At 42.2% G+C, this 23,253-nt stretch carries 27 protein-coding genes; 4 read left to right on the top strand and 23 right to left on the bottom strand.

Going from position 1 to position 23,253, the window contains the following annotated elements:
• Nucleotides 1–45: 45 nt before the first annotated feature.
• The 16 genes from spoVAEA to CZ434_RS02625 form a co-directional block, all read right to left on the bottom strand.
• Nucleotides 46–606 carry a stage V sporulation protein SpoVABEA gene (gene spoVAEA, locus CZ434_RS02700; RefSeq protein WP_077621674.1) on the bottom strand — a complete coding sequence of 187 codons (561 nt, stop codon included), beginning with the start codon at nucleotides 604–606 and terminating at the stop codon, nucleotides 46–48.
• 34 nt (nucleotides 607–640) lie between these two features.
• Nucleotides 641–1,057 (bottom strand): stage V sporulation protein AB, encoded by a 417-nt coding sequence (locus CZ434_RS02695; RefSeq protein WP_077621673.1) that lies wholly within the window; start codon nucleotides 1,055–1,057, stop codon nucleotides 641–643.
• A complete protein-coding gene (locus CZ434_RS02690; RefSeq protein WP_077621672.1) occupies nucleotides 1,038–1,661 on the bottom strand; it encodes a stage V sporulation protein AA in 624 nt (207 codons plus the stop codon). The genes CZ434_RS02695 and CZ434_RS02690 overlap by 20 nt, the downstream gene beginning before the upstream one ends.
• Before the next feature lie 116 nt (nucleotides 1,662–1,777).
• Entirely contained in the window at nucleotides 1,778–2,533 is a 756-nt protein-coding gene (gene sigF, locus CZ434_RS02685; protein ID WP_077621671.1) for an RNA polymerase sporulation sigma factor SigF, read from the bottom strand.
• 10 nt (nucleotides 2,534–2,543) lie between these two features.
• Entirely contained in the window at nucleotides 2,544–2,984 is a 441-nt protein-coding gene (spoIIAB, locus tag CZ434_RS02680) for an anti-sigma F factor (protein WP_077621670.1), read from the bottom strand.
• Nucleotides 2,984–3,334, bottom strand: a complete 351-nt coding sequence (spoIIAA, locus tag CZ434_RS02675) for an anti-sigma F factor antagonist (RefSeq protein WP_077621669.1) — start codon at nucleotides 3,332–3,334, stop codon at nucleotides 2,984–2,986. The genes spoIIAB and spoIIAA overlap by 1 nt, the downstream gene beginning before the upstream one ends.
• A gap of 105 nt (nucleotides 3,335–3,439) precedes the next feature.
• Nucleotides 3,440–4,636, bottom strand: a complete 1,197-nt coding sequence (locus tag CZ434_RS02670) for a D-alanyl-D-alanine carboxypeptidase family protein (protein ID WP_077621668.1) — start codon at nucleotides 4,634–4,636, stop codon at nucleotides 3,440–3,442.
• A gap of 105 nt (nucleotides 4,637–4,741) precedes the next feature.
• Nucleotides 4,742–6,043, bottom strand: coding sequence for a pyrimidine-nucleoside phosphorylase (locus CZ434_RS02665; protein ID WP_077621667.1), 1,302 nt, complete (start codon nucleotides 6,041–6,043; stop codon nucleotides 4,742–4,744).
• 21 nt (nucleotides 6,044–6,064) lie between these two features.
• Nucleotides 6,065–6,886 carry a purine-nucleoside phosphorylase gene (locus CZ434_RS02660; protein ID WP_077621666.1) on the bottom strand — a complete coding sequence of 274 codons (822 nt, stop codon included), beginning with the start codon at nucleotides 6,884–6,886 and terminating at the stop codon, nucleotides 6,065–6,067.
• A gap of 13 nt (nucleotides 6,887–6,899) precedes the next feature.
• A complete protein-coding gene (gene deoB, locus CZ434_RS02655) occupies nucleotides 6,900–8,081 on the bottom strand; it encodes a phosphopentomutase (RefSeq protein WP_077621665.1) in 1,182 nt (393 codons plus the stop codon).
• 97 nt (nucleotides 8,082–8,178) lie between these two features.
• Nucleotides 8,179–9,066 (bottom strand): site-specific tyrosine recombinase XerD, encoded by an 888-nt coding sequence (xerD, locus tag CZ434_RS02650; protein ID WP_077621664.1) that lies wholly within the window; start codon nucleotides 9,064–9,066, stop codon nucleotides 8,179–8,181.
• Between the two features lie 7 nt (nucleotides 9,067–9,073).
• Nucleotides 9,074–9,292, bottom strand: a complete 219-nt coding sequence (locus CZ434_RS02645) for a YqzK family protein (protein WP_077621663.1) — start codon at nucleotides 9,290–9,292, stop codon at nucleotides 9,074–9,076.
• A gap of 125 nt (nucleotides 9,293–9,417) precedes the next feature.
• A complete protein-coding gene (gene fur / locus CZ434_RS02640; protein ID WP_077621662.1) occupies nucleotides 9,418–9,882 on the bottom strand; it encodes a ferric iron uptake transcriptional regulator in 465 nt (154 codons plus the stop codon).
• A gap of 109 nt (nucleotides 9,883–9,991) precedes the next feature.
• Nucleotides 9,992–10,630 carry a stage II sporulation protein M gene (gene spoIIM, locus CZ434_RS02635; protein ID WP_077621661.1) on the bottom strand — a complete coding sequence of 213 codons (639 nt, stop codon included), beginning with the start codon at nucleotides 10,628–10,630 and terminating at the stop codon, nucleotides 9,992–9,994.
• 125 nt (nucleotides 10,631–10,755) lie between these two features.
• Nucleotides 10,756–11,922 (bottom strand): endonuclease Q family protein, encoded by a 1,167-nt coding sequence (locus CZ434_RS02630; RefSeq protein ID WP_077621660.1) that lies wholly within the window; start codon nucleotides 11,920–11,922, stop codon nucleotides 10,756–10,758.
• A 1-nt stretch (nucleotide 11,923) separates the two neighbouring features.
• Nucleotides 11,924–12,469 carry an NUDIX hydrolase gene (locus CZ434_RS02625; protein ID WP_077621659.1) on the bottom strand — a complete coding sequence of 182 codons (546 nt, stop codon included), beginning with the start codon at nucleotides 12,467–12,469 and terminating at the stop codon, nucleotides 11,924–11,926.
• 141 nt (nucleotides 12,470–12,610) lie between these two features.
• On the opposite strand from CZ434_RS02625, the gene CZ434_RS02620 reads away from it, so the two are divergent.
• On the top strand, nucleotides 12,611–13,531 hold the full coding sequence (locus CZ434_RS02620; RefSeq protein WP_077621658.1) for an aldo/keto reductase: 921 nt from the start codon (nucleotides 12,611–12,613) through the stop codon (nucleotides 13,529–13,531).
• Between the two features lie 53 nt (nucleotides 13,532–13,584).
• On the opposite strand, the gene CZ434_RS02615 is transcribed toward CZ434_RS02620, so the two are convergent.
• The 5 genes from CZ434_RS02615 to CZ434_RS02595 form a co-directional block, all read right to left on the bottom strand.
• Nucleotides 13,585–13,815 carry a YqkE family protein gene (locus CZ434_RS02615; protein WP_077621657.1) on the bottom strand — a complete coding sequence of 77 codons (231 nt, stop codon included), beginning with the start codon at nucleotides 13,813–13,815 and terminating at the stop codon, nucleotides 13,585–13,587.
• Entirely contained in the window at nucleotides 13,812–14,141 is a 330-nt protein-coding gene (locus CZ434_RS02610) for an iron-sulfur cluster biosynthesis family protein (RefSeq protein ID WP_077621656.1), read from the bottom strand. Before CZ434_RS02610 ends, CZ434_RS02615 begins: the two co-directional genes overlap by 4 nt.
• A gap of 66 nt (nucleotides 14,142–14,207) precedes the next feature.
• Nucleotides 14,208–14,999 (bottom strand): SDR family NAD(P)-dependent oxidoreductase, encoded by a 792-nt coding sequence (locus CZ434_RS02605; RefSeq protein ID WP_077621655.1) that lies wholly within the window; start codon nucleotides 14,997–14,999, stop codon nucleotides 14,208–14,210.
• A 14-nt stretch (nucleotides 15,000–15,013) separates the two neighbouring features.
• Nucleotides 15,014–15,979, bottom strand: a complete 966-nt coding sequence (locus CZ434_RS02600; protein ID WP_077625047.1) for an MBL fold metallo-hydrolase — start codon at nucleotides 15,977–15,979, stop codon at nucleotides 15,014–15,016.
• A gap of 177 nt (nucleotides 15,980–16,156) precedes the next feature.
• Nucleotides 16,157–17,779, bottom strand: coding sequence for a M20/M25/M40 family metallo-hydrolase (locus CZ434_RS02595; protein WP_077621654.1), 1,623 nt, complete (start codon nucleotides 17,777–17,779; stop codon nucleotides 16,157–16,159).
• 118 nt (nucleotides 17,780–17,897) lie between these two features.
• On the opposite strand from CZ434_RS02595, the gene CZ434_RS02590 reads away from it, so the two are divergent.
• Genes CZ434_RS02590 through rnz form a run of 3 tightly spaced genes read left to right on the top strand, consistent with a single transcriptional unit; the run spans nucleotide 17,898 to nucleotide 20,619 of the window.
• On the top strand, nucleotides 17,898–18,635 hold the full coding sequence (locus tag CZ434_RS02590; protein ID WP_077621653.1) for a glycerophosphodiester phosphodiesterase: 738 nt from the start codon (nucleotides 17,898–17,900) through the stop codon (nucleotides 18,633–18,635).
• 31 nt (nucleotides 18,636–18,666) lie between these two features.
• Nucleotides 18,667–19,686, top strand: a complete 1,020-nt coding sequence (gene namA, locus CZ434_RS02585; protein ID WP_077621652.1) for an NADPH dehydrogenase NamA — start codon at nucleotides 18,667–18,669, stop codon at nucleotides 19,684–19,686.
• A gap of 15 nt (nucleotides 19,687–19,701) precedes the next feature.
• Nucleotides 19,702–20,619, top strand: coding sequence for a ribonuclease Z (gene rnz, locus CZ434_RS02580; protein WP_077621651.1), 918 nt, complete (start codon nucleotides 19,702–19,704; stop codon nucleotides 20,617–20,619).
• A 50-nt stretch (nucleotides 20,620–20,669) separates the two neighbouring features.
• Here the strand turns inward: rnz and CZ434_RS02575 are convergent, their stop codons facing one another.
• Nucleotides 20,670–21,920 carry a DNA polymerase IV gene (locus tag CZ434_RS02575; protein WP_077621650.1) on the bottom strand — a complete coding sequence of 417 codons (1,251 nt, stop codon included), beginning with the start codon at nucleotides 21,918–21,920 and terminating at the stop codon, nucleotides 20,670–20,672.
• Between the two features lie 91 nt (nucleotides 21,921–22,011).
• Nucleotides 22,012–23,187, bottom strand: a complete 1,176-nt coding sequence (locus CZ434_RS02570) for an MFS transporter (protein ID WP_077621649.1) — start codon at nucleotides 23,185–23,187, stop codon at nucleotides 22,012–22,014.
• Between the last annotated feature and the right edge of the window lie 66 nt (nucleotides 23,188–23,253).

Below are 23,253 nucleotides of genomic sequence, written 5' to 3'. Positions count from 1 at the left end.
CTATTTCCGATTTTACCGGGGCATTTTCATTGGTTTCTGTCAACTTCAGCCACCTCTTTCCATAATAATTTCGATTGCTTTTCTGGTTATGGGCGAGCCGATTGCTATGTCATCTTTTCCCTGCATCTTTCCGATATCTCCGATTGCTATTATCAAGGGAAGGTCTAGTTGGTCCAATACATAAACAGTATCACCATTTATCCTTCCTACCTCAGGTATAGGAATACCTTCCTTGCTGATCCCGTTTGGTATTAACTCTCCATCTTGGTCGATGGCGAACGTGAATCGTGACCACTCGGCATTTTTGGTATGGGCCGCAACAGCAATGGCACCGATGATTTTGATACCTGGATGTTCAGCCATATCGAGTAAAATCCTTTCCCCTGCCCCTACTCCGGTGGCCCCGGCGTCATCAATCAAAACATAGACAGGTTCTTTCTTTGCCCGTAATACTGCCTTGATTACTTGGTATGAGGATGCATGGGTCGGATTGTCGGACAAATAAGCTAAACAAGTGCCGCCCAGCTGTTTTGACAAATAGTCAATAGTTTTTCTTGCATAAGCATCGCCATCTGTGATGACGATCACTTTTTTCGGTTCTTCCATCGGTTTGTTCCTTTCTCATACCTGCCTGGATTTTTCATTTAACAAAAATTATCCACTGAAACAGCGATCCAAAAACTTTCCCGAATACAAGCGCCATCAACAGCCATAATAAACTGTTCTCCATGCCGATCCGTTTTGCAAGTACCGGAAAAACATTGAGAACTTCTGTCAACGCAGCCGCAAGCATACCGACGAACACGCCGTGCAGCAACCCCCAGACTATTGTTACAGGAATAGATACATTCAATGGCACTCCCACAAAGGATAGATAGACTCCAAACATGGCTCCCAATATAACTGCCGCTTCATAACTTTTGACATATTTACTAGTCTTACTTAATTGAATAAGCCTGGGTATTATTCCCAATACTGTCAGGAAAGCCACAAATCCAGCCCCGACAGTCAGACCTGCTGCAAATCCGATAAATACTTCAATTAGTATCAGAATCATTTTTGCTGTTCAACTCATTTTCATGATAAGTTACATAGCTATCAAGGTCTTGCTGGTATTTGAACATCTCTACTTCTAATGGACTGGGCTCTTCATTAAATCGTTTCTTGAAGAGATGGTTGAAGAAGAGAATCATTCCGATTCCCAAACCAAGAGAATAAGGAATTTGGATCCAAAGTGGATACTCACTCGATCTACCTGTCAAAAGATAATACAGTTTTTGCTGCACTGCCTGCATACTGACATCGTAATGAAAATTCATTATCGCCATTGCGGCGCCGACAAATAGTAAAAGCCAAATGACAATGACCATCATTATGGGATTTTTTTTTCTTGCAGTTTGTATGTTCAAGATTATCTGAGTAGGCCCGATGGTTTGAAGTTCAATTTCAGGGTATAAATTATTCAGGCGCTCTATTACATGAAATACATCGATGATGGACACATTGTCATCAGACGGGGTTACCTTATAAATAAATACCTTTTCCAGGAGATGTTTGACATCATCATTTCCAGACAAAAAAGCGATATCCTTGAGACGGAGAGATGCGTTTGGCTTCACAACAAGTTTTTTCTTCAACCGTAAATAAACAATGCCTTTCATGATGTGTCTCCTTTCTTTCTGGTTGCTTTTATTATGGGTCAGCTGCCCGAGAAACATGCATAAACGTTAAGCACGCAAAAAAGCGGCCCTTGAAATGTTCCAAAGGCCGCTCTTTTCTAAATACCGATTTGGTCTTTTATATACCGGAGGATTTTCTTCTCCAACCGTGAGACCTGCACTTGTGAAATACCCAGTCGTTCTGCGACTTCTGCTTGCGTCTGATCTTTATAATAACGTAAATAAACAATCAGTCTTTCTCTCTTTTCCAAGTTACGGATAGCATCCTGCAATGCAATCTTATCAAACCATTTTGTATCCTGATCGGCTATTTGATCAAGAAGAGTTATCGGGTCCCCGTCATTTTCATAAACGGTTTCGTGAATAGAATGCGGCAGTTTAGCAGCTTCTTGAGCATGAACGACATCTTCAGGAGAAAGTTCCAGTTCTTCTGCGATTTCATTGACTGTAGGTGCTCTGCCAAGCTTTTTAGTCAGTTCGTCTTTTTTCCTTCTGATTTTATTTCCTGTTTCCTTCAGTGACCTGCTTACCTTCACACTGCCATCATCGCGGATAAACCGTTGAATTTCACCTATAATCATCGGGACAGCGTAAGTAGAGAACCTCACCTCATACTTCAAATCAAACTTATCAATCGATTTCAGTAAGCCGATACAGCCGATTTGAAATAAGTCGTCCGGGTCATACCCTCTGTTAATGAATCGCTGAACTACAGACCAGACAAGTTTTACGTTCTTTTCCACCAGCATATCTCTTGCTGATTGATCACCGTTCTGGCTGGAGTTTATCAATTGTTTTACTTCTTCATCTGTCAACTGAGCATCCTTTTGAGATTTCTTCAGCTCTATTTCCATAGGCAGCTCCTTAGTTGCACAAGGTTTTACTTTTTTTTAGTTGTTTATACAGTTTAACCGTGGTGCCTTCCTCAGGAGTTGAAAATACTTCCACCTTGTCCATAAAATTTTCCATAATTGTGAAGCCCATTCCTGATCTTTCCAGTTCCGGTTTGGAAGTGTACAAAGGCTGGACAGCTTCGTTAATGTCCCAGATGCCTATGCCTTCATCCTTTACAATCAACTCGATGCCATCATCCTCCAGAACACAGGAAATATAGATGGGATGATCCGGCTCGTTGTTATATCCGTGGATGATCGAATTAGTCACCGCTTCCGACACAACTGTCTTCAATTCGGTCAATTCGTCCATCGTAGGATCTAATTGTGCAACAAACGAAGCAACTGTCACCCTGGCAAAAGACTCATTTGAACTTAAGCTGGAAAATTGCAAGTTCATGGAATTTCTCATCAGGCCACCCCCAGACTAAGCAATGCATATTCTTCATTTTGTTCCAAACGGACAATCTTGAATAACCCAGACATGTCAAACAACCGTTTTACCTCCGGGGAAATAGAACAAACAATCATTTCCCCGCCAATTTGCATGACCTCTTTATACCTTCCAAGTATGACGCCCAGACCAGAGCTGTCCATAAACGACAAATCACCAAGATTCAAAATGACATGCTTTGTTTCAGAAGCTCTTATGGCCTCTTTCCATTCTTTTCTCAGCTCTTCAGAAGCATGATGATCAAGTTCTCCTGAGAGGCGGACTAATAGAACATTTTTTTTGGTAGTAAAGTCGACTGTTAGGCTCACTACAGATTCCTCCTTGCCGTTTCTGTAGGTAACCATTTCTCTGTTTGCCGGTTCAATTCCTGCCGTGTGACAAAAGAAGTGTTAAACCGCAAATTAAAGTGTTTTTCATCCTTTTTTGACCATTTCATGAAAGGTTCGTTTAAATAGTTTCCAATATCCCGCGTTTTGGATATCTTTGTTGACAACAAGCGGTGTCTCTGATAACACCTTCCCGTCTCTCATCACTTCTATTTTGCCGACTTGCTGGCCTTTTTTCAAAGGAAGGGTAAGGTTTTCATCAATTTGAACATTTGTCGTATATCCTTTTAGTTCCTCGCCTTTTTTGTACACTACCGAAATCGATTCCTCTGTTACAATATCGATATTTTCTTCATCTGCTTTAAGGAGCTTTATTTTTGATACCGGCTGATCGCTTTCGAACAATTTTTTTGTGTCGAAATGATTAAAAGCAAAGTCGAGCATTTGTGTTACATCGCTGTTCCGCTTTTTCGTTGTATCAGAGCCGAGAACCACTGCGATAACCCGCATATCGTCTTTTTTGGCAGTAGCGGTCAAGCAATATTTTGCTTCAGAGGTATATCCCGTCTTCAATCCATCTACACCAGGGTAGAATTTGACTAACTTGTTAGTGTTTACAAGCCAAAATTCGTCATCTGTTCCTTTTCGCAGATAATCATCATATATCTTTGTGTACTCCGTAATTTCTTCATGCTTCAAAAGTTCTTTTGCCATCACAGCCATGTCGTAGGCGGTGCTGAAATGCCCTTCGGCAGGCAAACCGGTGGGATTTTGGAAGCGTGTATTTTCAAGTCCCAGTTCCCTTGCTTTATTGTTCATCATTTTCACAAAAGCTTGTTCACTTCCGGCAATTCTTTCTGCAAGGGCCACACTGGCATCATTGCCCGAGGCAACGGCGACACCTTTCAATAGGTCCTGCACGACCATTTCTTCCCCTGCTTCCAGGAAGATTTGAGAGCCACCCATGGAAGCAGCATATTCGCTTATCCGTATCTTTTCATCAAGACTTATTTTTCCTTCATCCAACGCTTCCATAATGAGCGTCAATGTCATGATTTTAGTCATACTTGCCGGCGGCATTTGTTTATGGGCTTCTTTTTCGTATAGTATTTTGCCCGTGTCTCTTTCAAGCAAGATAGCTGATTTTGAATTTTTTGCCAAGTTCAGCTGATCTGGTGTTTGTTCCTGTTCTGCTTTGGTATTCGTTTCTTCTGCTTCCACTTGGATTAAACTTGCAGTAAAGAAAGTAAATATAACAAGAAACACTAAAGGAATTCTTTTCATGGCATTACCTCCAAAACGTTAGTATTCATATTTTTTCCATGAAAAGTTTTTTTATAACAAAAAAGACCCAGGTTTTCCTGGGTCTTTCCCTACCGGCATGGCCGGTTATTTTATAACTTCATAAATTAATTCGATAGGCGCTGTTTCCTCGGCTGTTATATTGTATGCATGCTGCACTTTGGCCACGGAGTCTTCCGGGTTTTCTGTTTGGCTGTGCAGGACGACAAGCGGCTCTCCTGCTTTGACAGGGTCACCGATTTTCTTCATTAGTGTCACACCGACAGAATGGTCGATTTCATCATCTTTTGTCGCTCTTCCAGCACCGAGATACATAGCCGCAATTCCGATTGCCTCTGCATCGATTTCTGAAACATAACCATCTGTTTCGGCTTTCACTTCGACATCATACTTGGCCTTAGGGAGTTTTGAAAGGTCATCAATCATCTCGATATTTCCTCCCTGGGCTTTTACGAATGTCCGGAATGCCTGGAACGCCTTCCCATTATCAAGATTGGCTTCCAGATTATGATAGGCCTGTTCATAGTCGGAAAAAGCACCGGCTAAAACAGTCATATGAGCAGCAAGTTCCAATCCGAGCCTTCTTAAGTCATCTACTTTTTTCCCTTGAAGGACTTCGACCGCTTCTTTGATTTCGTTTGCGTTGCCGACTTCATAACCAAGCGGCTGGCTCATGTCGCTGATCACGCCGATTGTATTTCTTCCGAGGTTGTTCCCGATATTGACCATTTCCCGAGCCAGTTCCTTTGATTCCTCAAGAGTCTTCATGAATGCACCCGAACCGGTCTTTACATCCAAAACGATACTAGCCGCACCGGAAGCCAGTTTTTTGCTCATGATCGATCCAGCAATCAATGGAATCGAATCAACGGTGGCTGTCACATCCCTCAACGCATACAACTTTTTGTCAGCGGGAGCTAGATTCCCGGTTTGACCGGCTACAGACAGCTTGTTAGTATTTACATTCTGAATGAATTCTTCCTTTGTCATCTCGATATTGAAGCCACTTATCGATTCTAATTTATCCAAGGTGCCACCCGTATGGCCAAGACCTCTTCCGGACATTTTGGCTACCGGTACCCCAACAGAAGCAACCAGTGGACCTGTTATAAAAGTAATTTTGTCACCGACACCGCCGGTAGAATGTTTATCAACGATATGGCCCTCGATCTTGGAGAGGTCGATGGTTTCTCCAGAATCGACCATGGCTTGCGTCAAAGTTGCGGTTTCTTTTTCCGTCATGCCGTTAAAATAGATGGCCATCAACAAAGCCGAGACTTGATAATCTGGAATAGTTCCCTTTGTATATCCATCGATAAAAAATGCTATCTCCTGTTCATTTAATTCATCGCCGTTTCTTTTTTTGCTAATGATGTCAACCATTCTCATCGATATAAACCCCTCTCCGGTTTAAGGTAGCGTCCTGATAATTTCTTTCACAAATGAGAGAAAATCTCCACGGACCTTTTCGGTTGTTTCGATCACTTCGTCATGGGAAAGCGGTTGATCTAATATTCCTGCCGCCATATTGGAAATGCAGGAAATGCCGAGAACCCGTATTCCCATGTGTCTTGCAACGATAACTTCAGGTACGGTGGACATGCCGACTGCGTCCCCTCCAAGCACCCTGAGCATCCGGACTTCTGCCCCGGTTTCATAAACGGGTCCACTGTTAGCTACATAGACGCCTTGCTTGACATCCAAATTCAGCCTTTCAGCGCTTTGTTTGGCGTGATCGATAAGCGTTTTGTCGTATGCAGTCGACATATCCGGGAATCTTGGACCGAGCTCTTCGTCATTAGGACCGATTAATGGATTGTCACCCAGATTGTTTATGTGGTCTGTAATCAGCATAAGATTTCCCGGTTCAAAGCTTTCATTGATTCCTCCTGCAGCATTGGTGACAAAGAGTTGTTCGATGCCAAGTTGCTTCATCACTCTGACCGGAAAGGTGACTTGTTCCAAGGTATATCCCTCATAGTAATGGAACCGTCCCTGCATGGCGACAACTGTCTGTCCCTCCAATTCCCCTGCTACAAGCTGGCCTTTGTGTCCCGCTACTGTGGATTCAGGAAAATGGGGAATATCTTTATACGATATAGCGATGGGGTTCTCGATTTCATCAGCAAGTACACCCAAGCCAGAACCAAGGATAAGTCCTATTGTTGGTTCTATATTGTTCACTCTACCACTAATATAATCCGCAGATTCTTTTATTTTTTTCACGTCCATTTCAACGTCCCCCTTATTCATCAATATCTTTCAAAAAACTAAGGCCATGTTCAGGCATTTTGACTTGGAAGTTTTCCGAAATGGTTGCACCGACATCGGAAAAGGTTTCTCTTAACTCCAATTCCTTTCCTGATTCCATTCCATTATGGTAAACAAGAAGGGGCACGTATTCTCTAGTATGATCTGTACCATGATGGATTGGATCATTGCCGTGGTCAGCTGTGATAATCAATAAATCATCTTCTTCCAACTTTTCAAGGACCTCCGGAAGTCTTGCATCGAAAGCTTCCAAAGCTTCTCCGTACCCTTGAGGGTCCCTGCGGTGACCGTATTTGGCATCAAAATCAACCAAATTCAAAAAGTTAAGACCATTGAAGTCCTTATCCATTGATTCAACAAGCTTCGTCATCCCGTCATCATTACTCACCGTCCGGATTGCTTCTGTCACTCCTTCGCCATCATAAATATCCGAAATTTTACCCAGTGCAATCACGTCAAATCCTTCATCTTTCAATTCATTCATTACTGTCCGCCCAAATGGTTTAAGAGCATAATCATGGCGATTGGCTGTTCGCTCGAAAGCACCTGGCTTACCGATGAATGGTCTGGCAATGACCCGTCCAATCATGTATTTCTCATCCAAAGTCAATTCCCTGGCAATCTCGCAAATCCGGTATTGTTCTTCTATAGGAATGACTTCTTCATGTGCAGCTATCTGCAACACGGAGTCAGCAGAAGTATAAACAATCAAAGAGCCAGTTTCCATGTGTTCTTCGCCCAGCTCTTTAATAATTTCCGTACCGGAAGCTGGTTTGTTTCCGATTATTTTCCTGCCCGTCTTTTCTTCCAGTTCATTAAGCAGCTCGCTTGGAAAACCGTCCGGAAATGTTCTGAAAGGCTGTTCGATTTTCAATCCCATGATTTCCCAATGTCCGGTCATCGTATCCTTCCCACTTGAAGCTTCCTGCATCTTTGTATAATGGGCTATAGGCGGATCTGCTTTTTCAATCCCTTTGATTTCCCTGATGTTGCTTAGGCCAAGGCGGCCTGTATTTGGCATTTTCAATCCGCCCATATGCTCGGCGATATGTCCTAGTGTGTCTGCTCCCTTATCATTGAATTGGATGGCATCCGGAGCTTCGCCAATGCCCACCGAATCCATTACTATCAAGAAAATCCTTTTAAATTGTTTCATAGTTAACCCTCCTATAAGTTACTTTCCCATAATTAGCACCGATTATGCCACCAATAGCATGTTGTAGGATGTCAGACATCTCAACAAAAAATAATGCCTATGCCCTCGGGTGATAGGCTTGATAGATATCCTTCAATCTGGCTTTGGTAACGTGTGTATAAATCTGTGTCGTAGATATATCAGAATGACCGAGCATTTCCTGCACGGATCTTAAGTCTGCCCCATTTTCGAGGAGATGGGTAGCAAAAGAATGTCGCAGCGTATGCGGTGTTATTACTTTTTCGATGCCCGCTTCCCTGGCAATCGCTTTCAATATCTTCCAGAAACCCTGACGTGACAAAGGGTTGCCATGATGGTTGATGAACAATGCGTCTGTTTTCTTCTTTTTCAATAAAGAAGATCTGCTCGTCATGATGTATTTTTCGACCGAGTCTTTTGCCATGTTTCCCAACGGGACAATCCGTTCCTTGGACCCTTTCCCAAAGCATCTGACAAACCCCATTGTAAGATGAACATCAGACAGCTTCAATGATAGCAGCTCAGATACACGCAAACCAGTGGCATACAACATTTCCAACATTGCTTTGTTTCTCACAGCAAGGTGATCCTTCTCATCCAAAGACAAAAGAAGGTCAACTTCTTTCGATGAAAGGACCTTAGGGAGCTTACGTTCTTTTTTTGGTGTTTCTATATGTAAACTGGCATCTGTACCCAGTTGATATTCCCTGACCAGAAACTGGTGGAACAATCTTATGGAAGATAAATTCCTGGCAAGGGTTGCGGAAGATTTGCCCTGATCATTTAACTCGTATAAATATTGCATGATATGATTTCTTGTGACACTTCTCCAATTATCGAGCTTTTGATTTTCCGTTAAAAACAAAAAATAATGCTTTAAATCCCTCTGGTAGGATTGCAGCGTATTATCCGATAATCCTCTTTCCACTTTCAAATAATGATAAAAGTCTTTCATTTCATCTTTCATTTAGATGCTACTCCCCCAGCCTGAAAAATATAGACAAACGGTCAACCAAGTCTTGTTCATTGCTGTTGAACACCTTGACGGCTCTTCCCTCTGGTGCATCATATCTATGATAGTCTTCATATTCTGCATGCATGGCCTTTAACCCGAAGTAAAACAAAAGTGTACAGGCTGTAAATATGATAAACACTTTCACAACATCTTTGATCAGGAACATAAACGGTCTCATCGATCTTATCTCCTTTGTAAAAAATGGACAACTTTTTTACTAACAAGATATGCCAAAACCGTTTGAATTTATACTCATCGATTGATTAACAGATAGAAAGAATTCGAGAGAAGGGTTTATTCACATCAAGATGTTTTGCTTTTTTCTGCAGCTTCGACCTGACATTTCGCACATACTCCATGAAAAGTCAGACGATGGTCTTTTACTTTAAATCCCCAATCTTTCTGGACTATCTTTTCGACATCATCCAATAAATCTTCCACTATTTCTTCTACCGAACCACATTCCATACAGACAAGATGGTGATGAAAATGCGCAGCTCCTTCTTTACGCAAATCATAACGGGAAACCCCGTCACCGAAATTAATTTTATCGACTATTTTCAGTTCCGATAATAATTCCAATGTCCTGTAAACAGTAGCAAGTCCGATTTCCGGCGCTTTCTCCTTAACCAGGAGATAGACATCTTCAGCACTCAGATGATCTTCTTCCCGTTCCAGCAGGACTCGTACTGTCGCCTCTCGCTGGGGGGTTAATTTGTAACTCTGAGAATGCAGTTGTTTCTTGATTCGATCGATTCGATGTTCCATGTCCCATCCCTCCCTCATATAACCACCTTAATTATAAGCAGACATGGAACAGGTGTCAAATTAAAATAATTATAAATAACTTTCGATAAAAATTATTTATTTATAATTATTATAAATAAATCCATTCAATTATTACCTGCATAGCCGGTTTCGCAATATAGGATTCGATAAAGGAAGCTGCTCCGACAAAACCAGCAAGTACTAAAAAACAAACATTGTATCTCATAAACGGTTGCAATACGGGCTGCTGGAGCCTCCTGGAAAATAACTTCCGCAGCAGTGCAGTGGAAAAAATCATTGCAAGACTGCCGGCTATTAGATAGACGGGTATAATCAGAAGATTTTGCGGAGCAATCGATGCTGCTGCGAAAATAAGTCCTTTCCACCCCATCTGATTTACGAAGAACCCGACCGAAAAACCTACAACCATACCCTTAACGAACAGCATGATCCAAATTACAGGCATACCGATAATCGACAGCCCCAGAATAAATAAGAACAACAAATACTTGATATGATAAGAAAAACTTTCTTTCAATATTTGTGTTTTTTCAGTCAAAGATCCCTCGATCAATTGACCAAAAAAACGATCCAAATAAAAAAACAAATCTTGTTTCTGGACAAAATTCATGCTATTGACAATAACCGCTCCGAAAACGATCCCGGTCAGAAATAGAATAGCCATAAAAAAATAGATGACTGAATGTTCTTTAATATGGTTCGTATAAACGCTTCTCGTCTTATACATGAGACTCCCCCCAATTTTTGAAATGAGTCAGAAGTTAACAGGCTCTCATTTCTCCTGAAAACAACTTCTATAACTCAAATCTATGAGCGGTATCTCTTTTTTAGACCTCCAAAAAGTAGAAGCATTCATAACTTTACACGGCCATATTTCCCCCCTCCTCCCGGTATAACCGGCAGCTTGCCGGACCTCATGGCAATGATTGCTTGTGCAAGCTTTTCGGAAACTACCTTCTCTAGTTCTTCTTTAGTAGTGTTATGAAGGACATCCATTTCGGTATCGAATGCTTCAAGCAGCTTATCCATTGTTTTCGGTCCAAGCGTTGGCAAGTATTCTAACGGGACTTGATGGATATAGGGAGGCCTTCGTGATATTGTATGGTCACTGTCCGAAAGTTCATCAATACGGTCGGAAACTCCTTTTATCCACTTATTCCCTTGGCAACTTTTACATGGCTCCGATGTCTGCACGGGCTCCAGACAATTAGCACAGACACTAACATGGTACTTACCCAGCAAGGGATTCATTCCATAGTTTGCCGACACTTTTCTTCCATCTATTTCCTGAATAGCCAGAACCAACTCCTGAAAGGTCGGTTCATTCAATTCCAATTTCTGATACTCCCTGCCGATTTTCGCCAACGAATGGGCATCCGAATTAGTTAAAAAAGTATAACGGTGCAATTCACTTATGCGATCGGCCATTTTTGTATCAGCACTCAACCCCAATTCGACTGCATCGATTAAATCCTTATCGAAAACTTCCGTAAGCGTTTTTTTAACACCTTTGCCGTACAAGCTTTTGAAAGGCGTGAAAACATGGGCAGGTATAAACAACCCACTCAATTCCTTGACTTTGTATTGCAACTCTTTCCCAGTCCCGTAATAGCGTTGGGAACTAAGGTTGATGTTCGTCATTTTACCTTGCAGCCAATTGCTGAATTCCTTCATTTTCGATAAGGTTGGAAAGAAGCACAAAACATGTACAGGCCCCTGGCAAAATCGGTCATAGATTTCAATTTCCGATCCAAGTATCAGGGTAGTCCGGTCAAATCGGATTCCTCCATCAGCTTGTTCCTCCGCTTTTCCAGCGTGAATCAAATCTTCCAATTCCGCTTGGACCGACGGAACATGGCTGTCGATCACCCCGATGATATCCATCCCTTTCCTTTGACTCGACTCAATTAATATATTCGTCAGTGTCAAACTTCTGGCCCCTGTTATTTTAACCGGCTTGTTGTGAAGATCTCTTCCTATGTGAATGTGCAAGTCTGCAAAAAACGTTGTGAGTGACAAGCTATTTCCACCCTTGTGATTTTAAATATAACAGAGCATAAATTGTCTTAGCATCATGGATCCGCTGTTCAGCAACCATTTTATCTGCCTCTTCAGGTGTCACCTCCAGGATTTCCACGAATTCATCCTCATCTCCGGCCACTTTTTCTTCCAATGGAATCAGGCTTTTGGTCAAATAGATGTGAACCAATTCGTCGGCAAATCCGGGTGAAGTATAGAAAGAAGTTAGCAGAGTCATGTCCTCGGTCGTATAACCAGTCTCTTCCTCAAGCTCTCTTACCACTGAAGCATCCGGATCTTCGCCAGGTTCCAACTTTCCCGCCGGAATTTCAACAAGACTTTTTTCCAATGGCTTCCTGTATTGTTCCACAAGAAGCAGTTTGTTATCCTCTGTCACCGGAATGACAGCCACTGCTCCCGGATGTTTGACGATTTCCCGCTTGGATGTCTTCCCGTCAGGGAGAGTAACTTCATCGACTTGGAGCTCGACAATTTTCCCGCTGAATATTTTTTCCGTGCTGATTGTCTTCTCTTCAAACTTTTTCATTTTCTTTTCCTCCTGTCCGCTTTTCATCTATCTATATCTAAAATAGTTTAACACCAATATAGAAATATATAAATCATCTCAGTTGTTATATGGAATGACATTTCTTTAAAATAATAGAAAACAGACTGAGGAGGAATGATCGTGAACAAAAGACAAGTAGGGAGTTCAGATTTACACGTATCAGAACTAGGACTGGGATGTATGTCACTTGGTACAGAAGAAAAAAAGGCTGAATATATCATCGATCAGTCATTGGATGCTGGAATCAACTATCTTGATACTGCAGACTTGTATGATTTCGGCGAGAATGAAAGCATTGTAGGGAAAGCGATCAAAGGGAAACGAGAGCAGATCGTTTTGGCCACGAAAGCAGGTAACCACTGGAGCAGAGAAACAGGTGACTGGTACTGGGATCCGTCCAAAAAATATATCAAAGAGGCGGCCAAAGATAGTTTGAAAAGACTTGGAACAGATTATATCGATCTCTATCAACTCCACGGAGGGACGATAGAAGACCCTATCGATGAAACCATAGAGGCATTCGAGGAATTAAAGGAGGAAGGGTTGATCCGTCATTACGGAATTTCATCGATCAGACCGAATGTAATCAGGGAGTATGTGAAACGTTCCAATATAGTGAGTGTAATGATGCAGTACAGTTTGCTGGACAGAAGACCAGAAGAAGAAATGCTGGATTTCCTCTATGAAAATCAGATCAGTGTCTTTGCCAGAGGACCGGTCGCCAAAGGGATATTGAGCAAACATGCAGAACAAAAAGTGGAGCAAAAAGGAAATGAGGGCTATCTGACTTACAGCTTCGAAGAACTGGAAGAAATCATACGGTCTTTGAAAGGTTTGCCTGAATCATCCCGGGGATTGACTGCATTGGCCCTGCAATACGTCCTATACCATCCAGCCATGGCCGCAGCGGTTTTCGGTGCCAGCTCGGTGGAGCAATTGCAGGAAAATCTTTCAAGTCAAAAAGCTGAACCTCTCGACAAGCAATTGTTTGAACAGCTTCAAACAATCACCAAACCTGTCACATATGAAAAACACAGATAATAGATTAAAGGAGCTTGCAAATAATCAGCAAGCTCCCCTTTCAATTAAAACCTTCATTTATATTTTTTCCAGTCCATGTCGCTTTCTTTCAACAATTCTTCGAAACTCTTATTCGCTTCCCGCTGCTTCCGTTCTTCTATTTTTCTCAATCTCTCTGTTTCTTTTTCTTTTTCTTCTGCTACTTTCCATTCATTTTTTTTTGAACGAAGCTGTTCTACGAGCGACTGGTTTAAACGTTCTTTCAGCGTATTGTTTCCATCTTTTGTTTTACGGTCTTTCTTCATGCCATTACCTCTTTCTTTATCTCCATCACAGAGATGGTCGGATTCAGCATACCTTGCGGGCTCGACAGACGGAAAATATTTCCATCAAAATCCAATTTCATGTTTTTTTCAAAAAACACTTTTTGTGCAGAAATAACAGCCGCCGACATTCGATCACAAATTACTTCTTCCAGTTCATCGGTAAAATTTTTCACGAACCGAAGAGTTGGTACCCCGTTCACTCCACAACAACCTTCCGTATCATAGAACACAAGGAGCAAATCCTGCGGATGCTGCATTAATTGTGTCAGTTTTTCAGCCGCATGCTCAGTCATTGTCAGATTCATCGGTAAGAACCCTCCTTCTTGTTAATACTATTTTATCTTCTATTTGCGATAGAAGCCAATTAAAAACTACTTTTTGTGGAATTGCCGGTTTAACACCTTTTCCATGAAACGGGGAGCGAACTGATACATCTTACTACCCAACTCCATCCAGCGAGGCAGGTTTATCTCCCTTTTCTTAGTGAATAAATGTTTTACAATTTTTTCCGCCACTTTTTCCGGATCAAGCATATACTTTTCCACAGATTTTTGATAGTTCCCAGACGGGTCGGCACTATCAAAAAAACCCGTTTGCACAGGCCCAAGATTAACTGTTGTCACGATGACTCCTTGTTCTGCTGTCTCGAGCCGCAATGCATTGCTGAAACCTATCACAGCATGTTTGGTGGCACCATAGACCGCAGACTTCGGCGTAGATATTTTCCCTGCCTGGGAACCAATATTGATTATATGGCCTGATTTGTTTTCGATAAATTGTGGCAGGAAATGTTGGGTTGCTTGAATCATCGATAAAACATTGAGCCGGAACATGGATTCAGCCTCAGTCATTTCTGTTTCCCCTACCAGGCGGAAAAAACCGATGCCTGCATTATTAATAAGCCCATCAATAAGTTGATGCTTTTCTGTGATTAAATCAAGCGTACTCTCCCAGTCAGCCGAGTTTGTTATATCAACTGCAAAGTATTCACCGACTATTCCGAACCGGTTGAATATCTCATCGTGGAGGGCCCGCAATTTATTTTCCGATCTTGCGACAAGCAGAGGGATGCCGCCGAGGGCCGCTATTTGCCATACAATCGCTCTGCCTAATCCACCAGAGGCTCCAGTGACGAGTATTTTTTTGCCTGCAATCTGCTTCATTGAATCACCATCATCTAGTCAAATTCTGTATTGGTATACAGCCATATACCGTTAATCATTCGCTTTTCAATTCTCTTCATTTCTTCAAGAAAATCCAATTGACCAATTGTTTCCGACATAGTCAGCCCAAATTCCTTTTCTATGTGGTTGGGAAACAGTTTTTCACAAACCTGATAAACGGTATATTCTGATCCTACCATAAAATCCAGCACCTTTTGTGCCCTGTGCTCTTGTTTTTCCAATCGCAGATCGATTAGGTCCTGTACTCCATCAAAGACAGGTCCGTGGCCGGGATAAACGGTCTTTATGCCCAGTTTCCGGCACCTGTTCATTGACTCTCTGTATTGCAACAATGGTTTAGGCCGGTCCATTTCAAAAGAATCCGGTGGTTCCAGTAATGGGTTCGATGAAATATGCTTCAACAGGAGATCTCCTCCGATAAACGATTTGTCACTCTTTCTGAAAAACGAAAGATGGCTTTGCGCATGTCCTGGTGTCTCTAATACCGAGAAATCCTGATGCCCAGGAATGACATCCCCCTCTTTCAAAGCTCCTGTCAATTCTCCTTTTCCTGCAACTTTCAAAGGGTCCCTTAGACGCCGGAGAAACGAATTATATTTGTCAGGTACTCCTGACTGTCTGTACAATAGGGCAAAAAATGACTCATACCTTTCAAAGTACGTTTCATCCCTGTTCAGCCAAACCCTGTTCCGCTTGTGTCCGTATATGGAAGTTAGTCTTGGAAACTGGTCAGTGAATCCGGTGTGGTCAGGATGGTGGTGGGTCAGGATGATTTGTTCCACATCTTTCGCCTGATAGCCAAGTTGCCCCAATTGATACAAAAAAGCTTCCCAGGCCGGCTTTGTTTTCACTCCGGCGTCCACTAGGGTGAGAGAATCCCCTTCAAGCAGATAAATATGTACATCTCCTACAGGAAAAGGTGTAGGAACCGTTATTTGATGTATAATATCGTGTTTCATCACCACAACATCCTCCCTTTAAATGAATGGCTATTCATTCATTATTTTACTTTATTTACTGGAAAAAGTCATTTATATAAAATGAGCCTCCAGACCGTTTATTTTGATATTTACTCGCCCACACCTACTAAGAAGAATACAAACCCTCGCCCAACAAGTGGGAGAGGGACAATCAGGTCACTTCTCTAACAGTTTTTTGATGGTTTGAACCAAAATTTCCGGTAGGTATTCAAAGCTGTAATTCAATTCCAGTCTTTCTGTCCATTGATGTGGATCTCTGCCGAGCGGGCCGACGTTCAAGATAGGCATCGTGATCTGTTCCATAACATCTTCCGGCAATTCAAAACCCTTATTTTGCAAGGGCATATTTTCTGTTAGAGATGTCAGATTATTGCCTGACGAGGCTGGTCCGATATAACTTAAATCAGATAACCCTGGGAAGTATTCTGTCGCTTGTAAGTCAATGTGGTATCTCTGTTCAGCGTGCTTTTTAATAGTTTTCACTACATTCATTATATATTCATCATCTTGAGAAGAGACGGACGGATAAAATGGAGGACTGTAAAATAAGACAATCATGGGACAATCCTCTTTACACATTGCTGCCAGTTCTTGTACCAAAAGTGTGGAAAAGTCTCGGTCACCTTTATCTTCCCTATGGTTGATGAGTAGATTTTGCCTTCTTTCCACTTCGTCTTTGCCTAACCGGGCAACTGCTTTTTCATACAAGGTTTTATAAGTATATACTTTTACAGAGAATTCCGGTTTGATAAAATCAGGTGCAACTTTCGCAAATTTAGCCACTTTTTCTTCAAAATGATTCTCTATCGCACGGGCTGCTGTTTCAGCGGCTTGAAACAATTTATCATTTATCGAATCAATCGATTGTTTCAAATAAAGCACATTGTACATGGATACTGCAGAGACAGGTGTCTGTACGGAATATTCCTCCTTAAGATCCCTTTGCATAAGGCTCACTGGAGGAGGAGTAACCTCTTCCCCTACTTTCTCTACGAATGCTTCATTCAATTCGAGTTCCTGGGAAAGAAAACTTATCATCAAATTTGCATTCAAGCCTGCAAACGGCTCTCCAACGTGTGTTTCTTTTCCATAGCACAGGAATCCGGGCAGCACTTTACCAATAGAACCCGAATATATATAGTGTTTCCTATCGCCAGGGTATTTGCTGAACATCGGTTCTCCATTCAAGCATGCCCGGTAATTCAGAGCTTCTCTGTCCTGTAATCTTTTCAACACTGGCAAGGCCGTCAACATCCCCAATGAATTGACTTCCTCGTCCGGCACGGTCACCAGCAGTATATTGCCATCAAACTCACCTTCCATCGCCTTTTCAAGCATCGATAGGTGGACAGTCAAACCCGATTTCATATCCATCGTGCCTCTTCCGAACAGCCACTCACCCTCGTCCAGGTCCTGACGCACTGATTCTGGAAGGTGGTCGTAACGTTTTTTTAACTCTTCTGTTAATTCACCCGGTTGAAAGGCGAGGTTTTTCAAAGAACCGTAATCATCAATACCGACAACATCAAAGTGACTCAGCAATAACACCGTGTCTGCGTGGTCATTTTGTTTGACCAATGCTGTAAGAAGCTGTCTGCCATCCTTCAAAGGATGCAGTCCTAAATGGTCAGGGTTTTTCCGGAAATACTGTTTGTCTTTCAATAGGAAATGTATGTATTCTGCTAGAGCATTTTCATCTTCACTTCCGGTTATACTGGGATATCTGATTAATGACTTCAATAATTCGATCATTTGTTTTTTGGTTTGCCATGATTGCATATCTTCCATGCCCTCCCTTGAGAATTGACTTTTCTTATTAAATGAAACACAATTTAATAGCAGTGTCGGTGTGCTGTGTTAGACCTCAACTAATATGTGATTAACAAGAGGTGATTTGATGTCCACGATGGTTTACGCCCACCGGGGTGCCAGCAAACATGCGCCGGAGAATACCTTTCCAGCTTTCCAGTCGGCCTTCGAGATGGGAGCTGAAGGGATTGAGACGGATGTCCAGTTGACACGCGATCATATCCCTGTTTTGATTCATGATGAAAAAGTCAACCGGACATCCAGCGGAATCGGTTTTGTAAAAGATTATACATATGAACAACTTAGAAAGCTAGATTTCGGTTCCTGGTTTTCGCCGAAATATACAGGAACGACCATTTTGTCCCTGGAAGAATTCCTCGCATGGTCTTCCCGGAAGAAGTTGCAATTGAATATAGAATTGAAAAATAATGTAATCGACTATCCAGAGCTGGAAAAAAGAGTATATGACCTCCTCATTAAATACAAAGTCGCAGGAAGGACAACAATCTCGAGCTTCAACCCGGCCAGCATCGAACGGATCAAGCATATTGATAGAAAATTAGCTACAGCTCTGTTAACTTCACAGAGTAAAAAAGGTTTGGTTGAATATGCCAGGGAATTAGGTGCAAACGCCCTGCATATCAAATACAGGCTTTTATCGGAAAAACTTGTGGCAAAGTGTCAAGAAAAGGATATGGCTGTAAGAGTTTATACGGTTAACAAAACGGCACACATGAGGAAATGTTTTCTTCTGAAAAGTGATGCGATATTCACAGATGTACCGGATAGAGCATTGCAGCTGCGAGACAGTCTCTTCGATCTTTGAGTTTACAATCTGTTAGGGGGTATTCATAGAAATGAACGCAAAACTTTTTTCACCAATCTCTTTTCGTGAGTTAGAAATTAAAAACAGAATTGTCATGTCACCGATGTGTATGTATTCTTCTGAATCTGAAGATGGCACTGTTCATCCTTTTCACATCACACACTACGAATCTCGCGCTGCCGGCCAGGCAGGATTGATCATGGTGGAAGCCACTGCAGTCCAAAAACATGGCAGGATTTCTTCCAAGGACTTAGGAATATGGGATGAAAGCCATGTGGAAGGATTGAAAAAAATCAGCGACCGCATCCATGCACATGGCTCAAAAAGCAGTATCCAGCTGGCCCATGCCGGCAGAAAAGCGGAAGACGAAGAAGTCATATACAGTGCCAGTCCGATCGCTTTCAGTGACGCTTATAAAACGCCGGAAGAAATGACAAAACAAGATATAACGGAAACCATCGAGGCGTTCAAATCAGGGGCGGAAAGGGCCAAAAAGGCAGGTTTCGATATTATCGAAATACATGCTGCACATGGCTATTTGATCAATCAATTCCTTTCTCCTCTGACCAATGAAAGGAAAGACGATTACGGTGGCAGCAAGGAAAACAGATATAAATTTCTATATGAAATAATTGAGGCAGTGAAGAAAGCATGGGATGGCCCTGTTTTCGTCAGAATCTCTGCAGACGAGTATAATCCACACGGTAACTCTGACAAAGAATTTGTTTATTTCGCGCACGAAATGAAGAAACAGGGCATAGATCTTATCGACTGCTCGACTGGCGGTGTTGTACCTGCCAAAATATCCTCTTATCCGGGTTACCAGATACCTAAAGCAGAGATGATTAAATCACAAGCATCAATCCCTACTGGTGCTGTAGGTATGATCCAATCCGGTATACAGGCGGAAGAGATACTGCAAAACGAACGGGCGGATTTGATTTTCATTGCCAGGGCATTGCTCAGAAACCCATACTGGGCGAAGTATGCAGCAGATGAATTAAAACAGGATATCGAAGCACCAAAGCAATATGTACGCGGGTGGATGTAAATCCGGGAGGTTAAAATGGAATTATATTTTTTAGGTACTGGAGCGGGTCTGCCTTCAAAAGAAAGGAACGTCTCATCGATCGCATTGCAGCTCCTCCAGGAACAGCAGAGTATCTGGTTATTTGATTGCGGGGAAGCCACGCAGCATCAAATTTTGCATACAGCAATCAAACCACGAAAGATAAACAAAATTTTTATTACACACATGCACGGAGACCACATTTACGGTCTTCCAGGATTGTTGAGCAGCAGATCTTTTCAAAGCGGGACGTCCCCTGTTACAGTTTACGGGCCGGCAGGACTGAAAGACTTTATACAAACCAGTCTCCGGGTAAGCGGGACAAGCCTTGCCTATCCCCTCTATATAGAAGAAGTTTTTGAAGGTCTGATACTTGAAAATGAAAGATTTCAGGTTTTCTGTAAAAAATTAGATCACGGATTAAGCAGTTTTGGATACCGTGTCGTGGAGAAAGATCAGCCCGGACAACTGCTACCGGAAAAACTGAAAGAAGCCGGAATCACTCCAGGTCCTATTTATCAACAAATCAAAACCAACCCTGAAATCAAACTGGAAAGCGGTGAAACGATCTATCGCAGTGATTTTATCGGGCCAGATAAACCTGGAAAGATTGTGACCATTTTAGGGGATACCCGCTATCTGCCTGAATTGGCAGAATTCGTTAACAATTCCAATGTACTTGTACATGAAGCTACATTCAGCGAAAGCGAAGAAGAACTCGCTTATAATTATTATCATTCTACTACCCTGCAGGCTGCAAAACTGGCCAAAAGCGGAAATGTAAAACGGTTGATTTTAACCCACATTTCATCAAGGTATCAAGGAGATTCCAAAAACGATTTACTAAGTGAAGCGCGGTCAGTTTTTCCAAATGCCGAACTGGCCGATGATTTCTATCATACCGCGGTCACTTAATTAACGCCCATAACAAAAATGCCTTCTGTTCGAGTCAGAAGGCATTTTTGTTATGGGCGTTTGTAGTCATCCAAAAAGTCTTTTTGAAAACTTGTTTTCGGTTGGAATCCTTCTCTTTGTTCCGGTAAGTTTTTGAAAGGATTTGCACCATACTTTTCGGTTAGACGATCGATTGCTTGATATAATTTTTCTTTTTCTGCTTCTTTTTGATACGTGAACAAGTCAAGCTGTTGAGCAACGTCCTTTTTCTCTGCCAAATCTTGAATGGTAATACCAAGCAACCTGATTGGTTCAGCATTCCAATGCTTTTCGAAAAGTTCCACTCCAATCGAAAATATATCTTCTTCTTTATCGATGTATTCCGCCACCTTTTTTCTTCTGGTTACTGTCTTCCTGTCATGGTAACGGATCATGATTTGGACACTTTTTCCTACTGCCTGCTTCCTATTCATCCTGGCCGCAACGCTTTTGGCCAATTTTCTGAAGAGCTTTTCAATCTCCCCTTCTTCCGTCGTGTCCATCGGAAGCGTTTCGGAGCTTCCGATACTCTTAAAATCATGGATGGCATCGGGGTCGACCGGACTGGAGTCCATACCTTCCGCTTTCTTTTGGAGCCTCTCCCCGTTGACGCCAAGCATTCTCTTTAATAGATATGGATCTGCTTCAACTAAATCTTTGATCGTTTGAATGTTTACTTTGCTTAATTTTTCAGCTGTTTTATTGCCGATCCCGTACATTTCCCCAATCGGCAGCGGCCACAACTTTTCCGGTAAATCTCTTTTTCTTAAGACAGTGATGCCCATCGGTTTTTTCATATCTGAAGCCATTTTAGCCAGAAATTTGTTCGGGGCGATTCCGATACTGCAAGGTAAATCCAATTCAGTAAGTATCCTGGTTTGGATCATATCAGCAATAAACAACGGTGATCCAAGCTCAGAACACCCGCTGATATCCATGTATCCCTCATCTATCGACACTGGTTGAACAACAGGAGTAATTTCAGCGAGGATTTTGAACATTTCTCTTGATGCTGTTCTATATCTGTCAAAGTTAGGCCTTAGAACTGTCAGCTCAGGACACAGCTTTCTAGCTTCCCACAAAGGCATAGTCGTTTTCACACCTTTTTTCCTTGCTTCATAGCTGCTCGTTACGACGATTCCTTTTCTTTCTTCAGGGTTACCGGCAATGGCAATCGCCTTTCCCTTTAAAGTCGGGTCATAAGCCATTTCAACTGAAGCATAAAAGCTGTTCATATCAACATGAAGAATTACTCTCCCGTTTTTCGGATACCACTTGGACATAAGAAGTTCCCCTTTACCGCCATTCCTGCTTTTATTATAGCATAACCATCATCTTAGTTGATATTTCCGTGCAATCAACGACAGTCTGAGTTTAAAGCGAGGACTTTCTGTTCAATTCAAGTGCCTCTTCCTTGTTTTTCCCCATGGAGATTACCGCCGCACCGAGAGCCAGGATTACAATTATTCCGCCAACAACCGGATTATTACCTACAGTTGACCGTTCAATGACAAGTCCTCCGATAAAAGAACCAAACGCAATTCCGAAATGCAGTGCAGAGTTATTTAAGCTTTGCTGGATTTCTGATGTTTCCGGAGCGGTTTCAATCAGATAACTCTGTATAGCCGGTGTAATTGCCCAACTCATCGCACTCCAAACAACCATGACCATCAAGAACAACGGAAAAGAAAAAGTGGTGTGCGGAATCGCAAAAATTGCTGCGGCAAACACAATGGTTACAGAAACAATCATCGTTTTGGCACCTAGCTTATCTGCCAAAGCACCGCCTATGCCTCCTCCTGACACGGCTGCAATACCGAATACTAAATACACAATACTAATCCATGCGCCATCCAACCCTAGACTTGTTTTTAAAAACGGTGTTAAATATCCGTATAAAGTCAGGTGACCAGCTAAAAACAAAAAAGTGGTCAGCTGGGCGAATAAAATACTCTTGTTCTTCAAAGCCGCCAGCTGTTCCTTTATAGACACAGAAGATTTCGGGGCTATTTCCCCCATAAAAAAATAGACGCCAATAAACGATAATATGGTCAATCCGGCGATAAGCATGAAAGGAGCCCGCCAGCCAAATGCGTTACCTAGCATGAGGCCTGCAGGTACACCAAGCACCAGAGAACCACTGACCCCCATAAATACAATCCCTATCGCCCTTGCGCGGTATTGTTTATCAACAATCCCGGCAGCGAGAGTAACACATAAAACAACAAGCAAAGAACCGCTGGCAGCAGAAACGATTCTGGCAATCATCAAAGTGGAAAAAGAGGAACCGAACACTGCCGCTAAATTTCCGAGAAAGAAAACGACCAGCGATAAAAGTGTAAGTTTTTTTCGTTCCATTTTCGCTGTCATAGTCATCAAGACAGGGGCAGCAATAGCAAAAACAAGCGAAAACACAGTAATAAGCTGTCCTGCCTGACCAAGACTTATTTTCAAATCGTCAGCCACGATATCCAATATACCGCCAATGATTAGTTCTACCATCCCTACTACAAAGGACACAATCGTTAATAAATATACCCGTTTATCCATTCTACGTTTCCCCCTAATAAAGTTACCACTACAATGGTAACTCTTACACCAAGAGAAAACAATGAT

Source organism: Sediminibacillus massiliensis (assembly GCF_900156915.1).
In the GTDB taxonomy this organism is placed as follows: Bacteria; Bacillota; Bacilli; order Bacillales; family Amphibacillaceae; genus Sediminibacillus_A; species Sediminibacillus_A massiliensis.
This window is presented reverse-complemented; position numbering and strand designations above follow the sequence as displayed.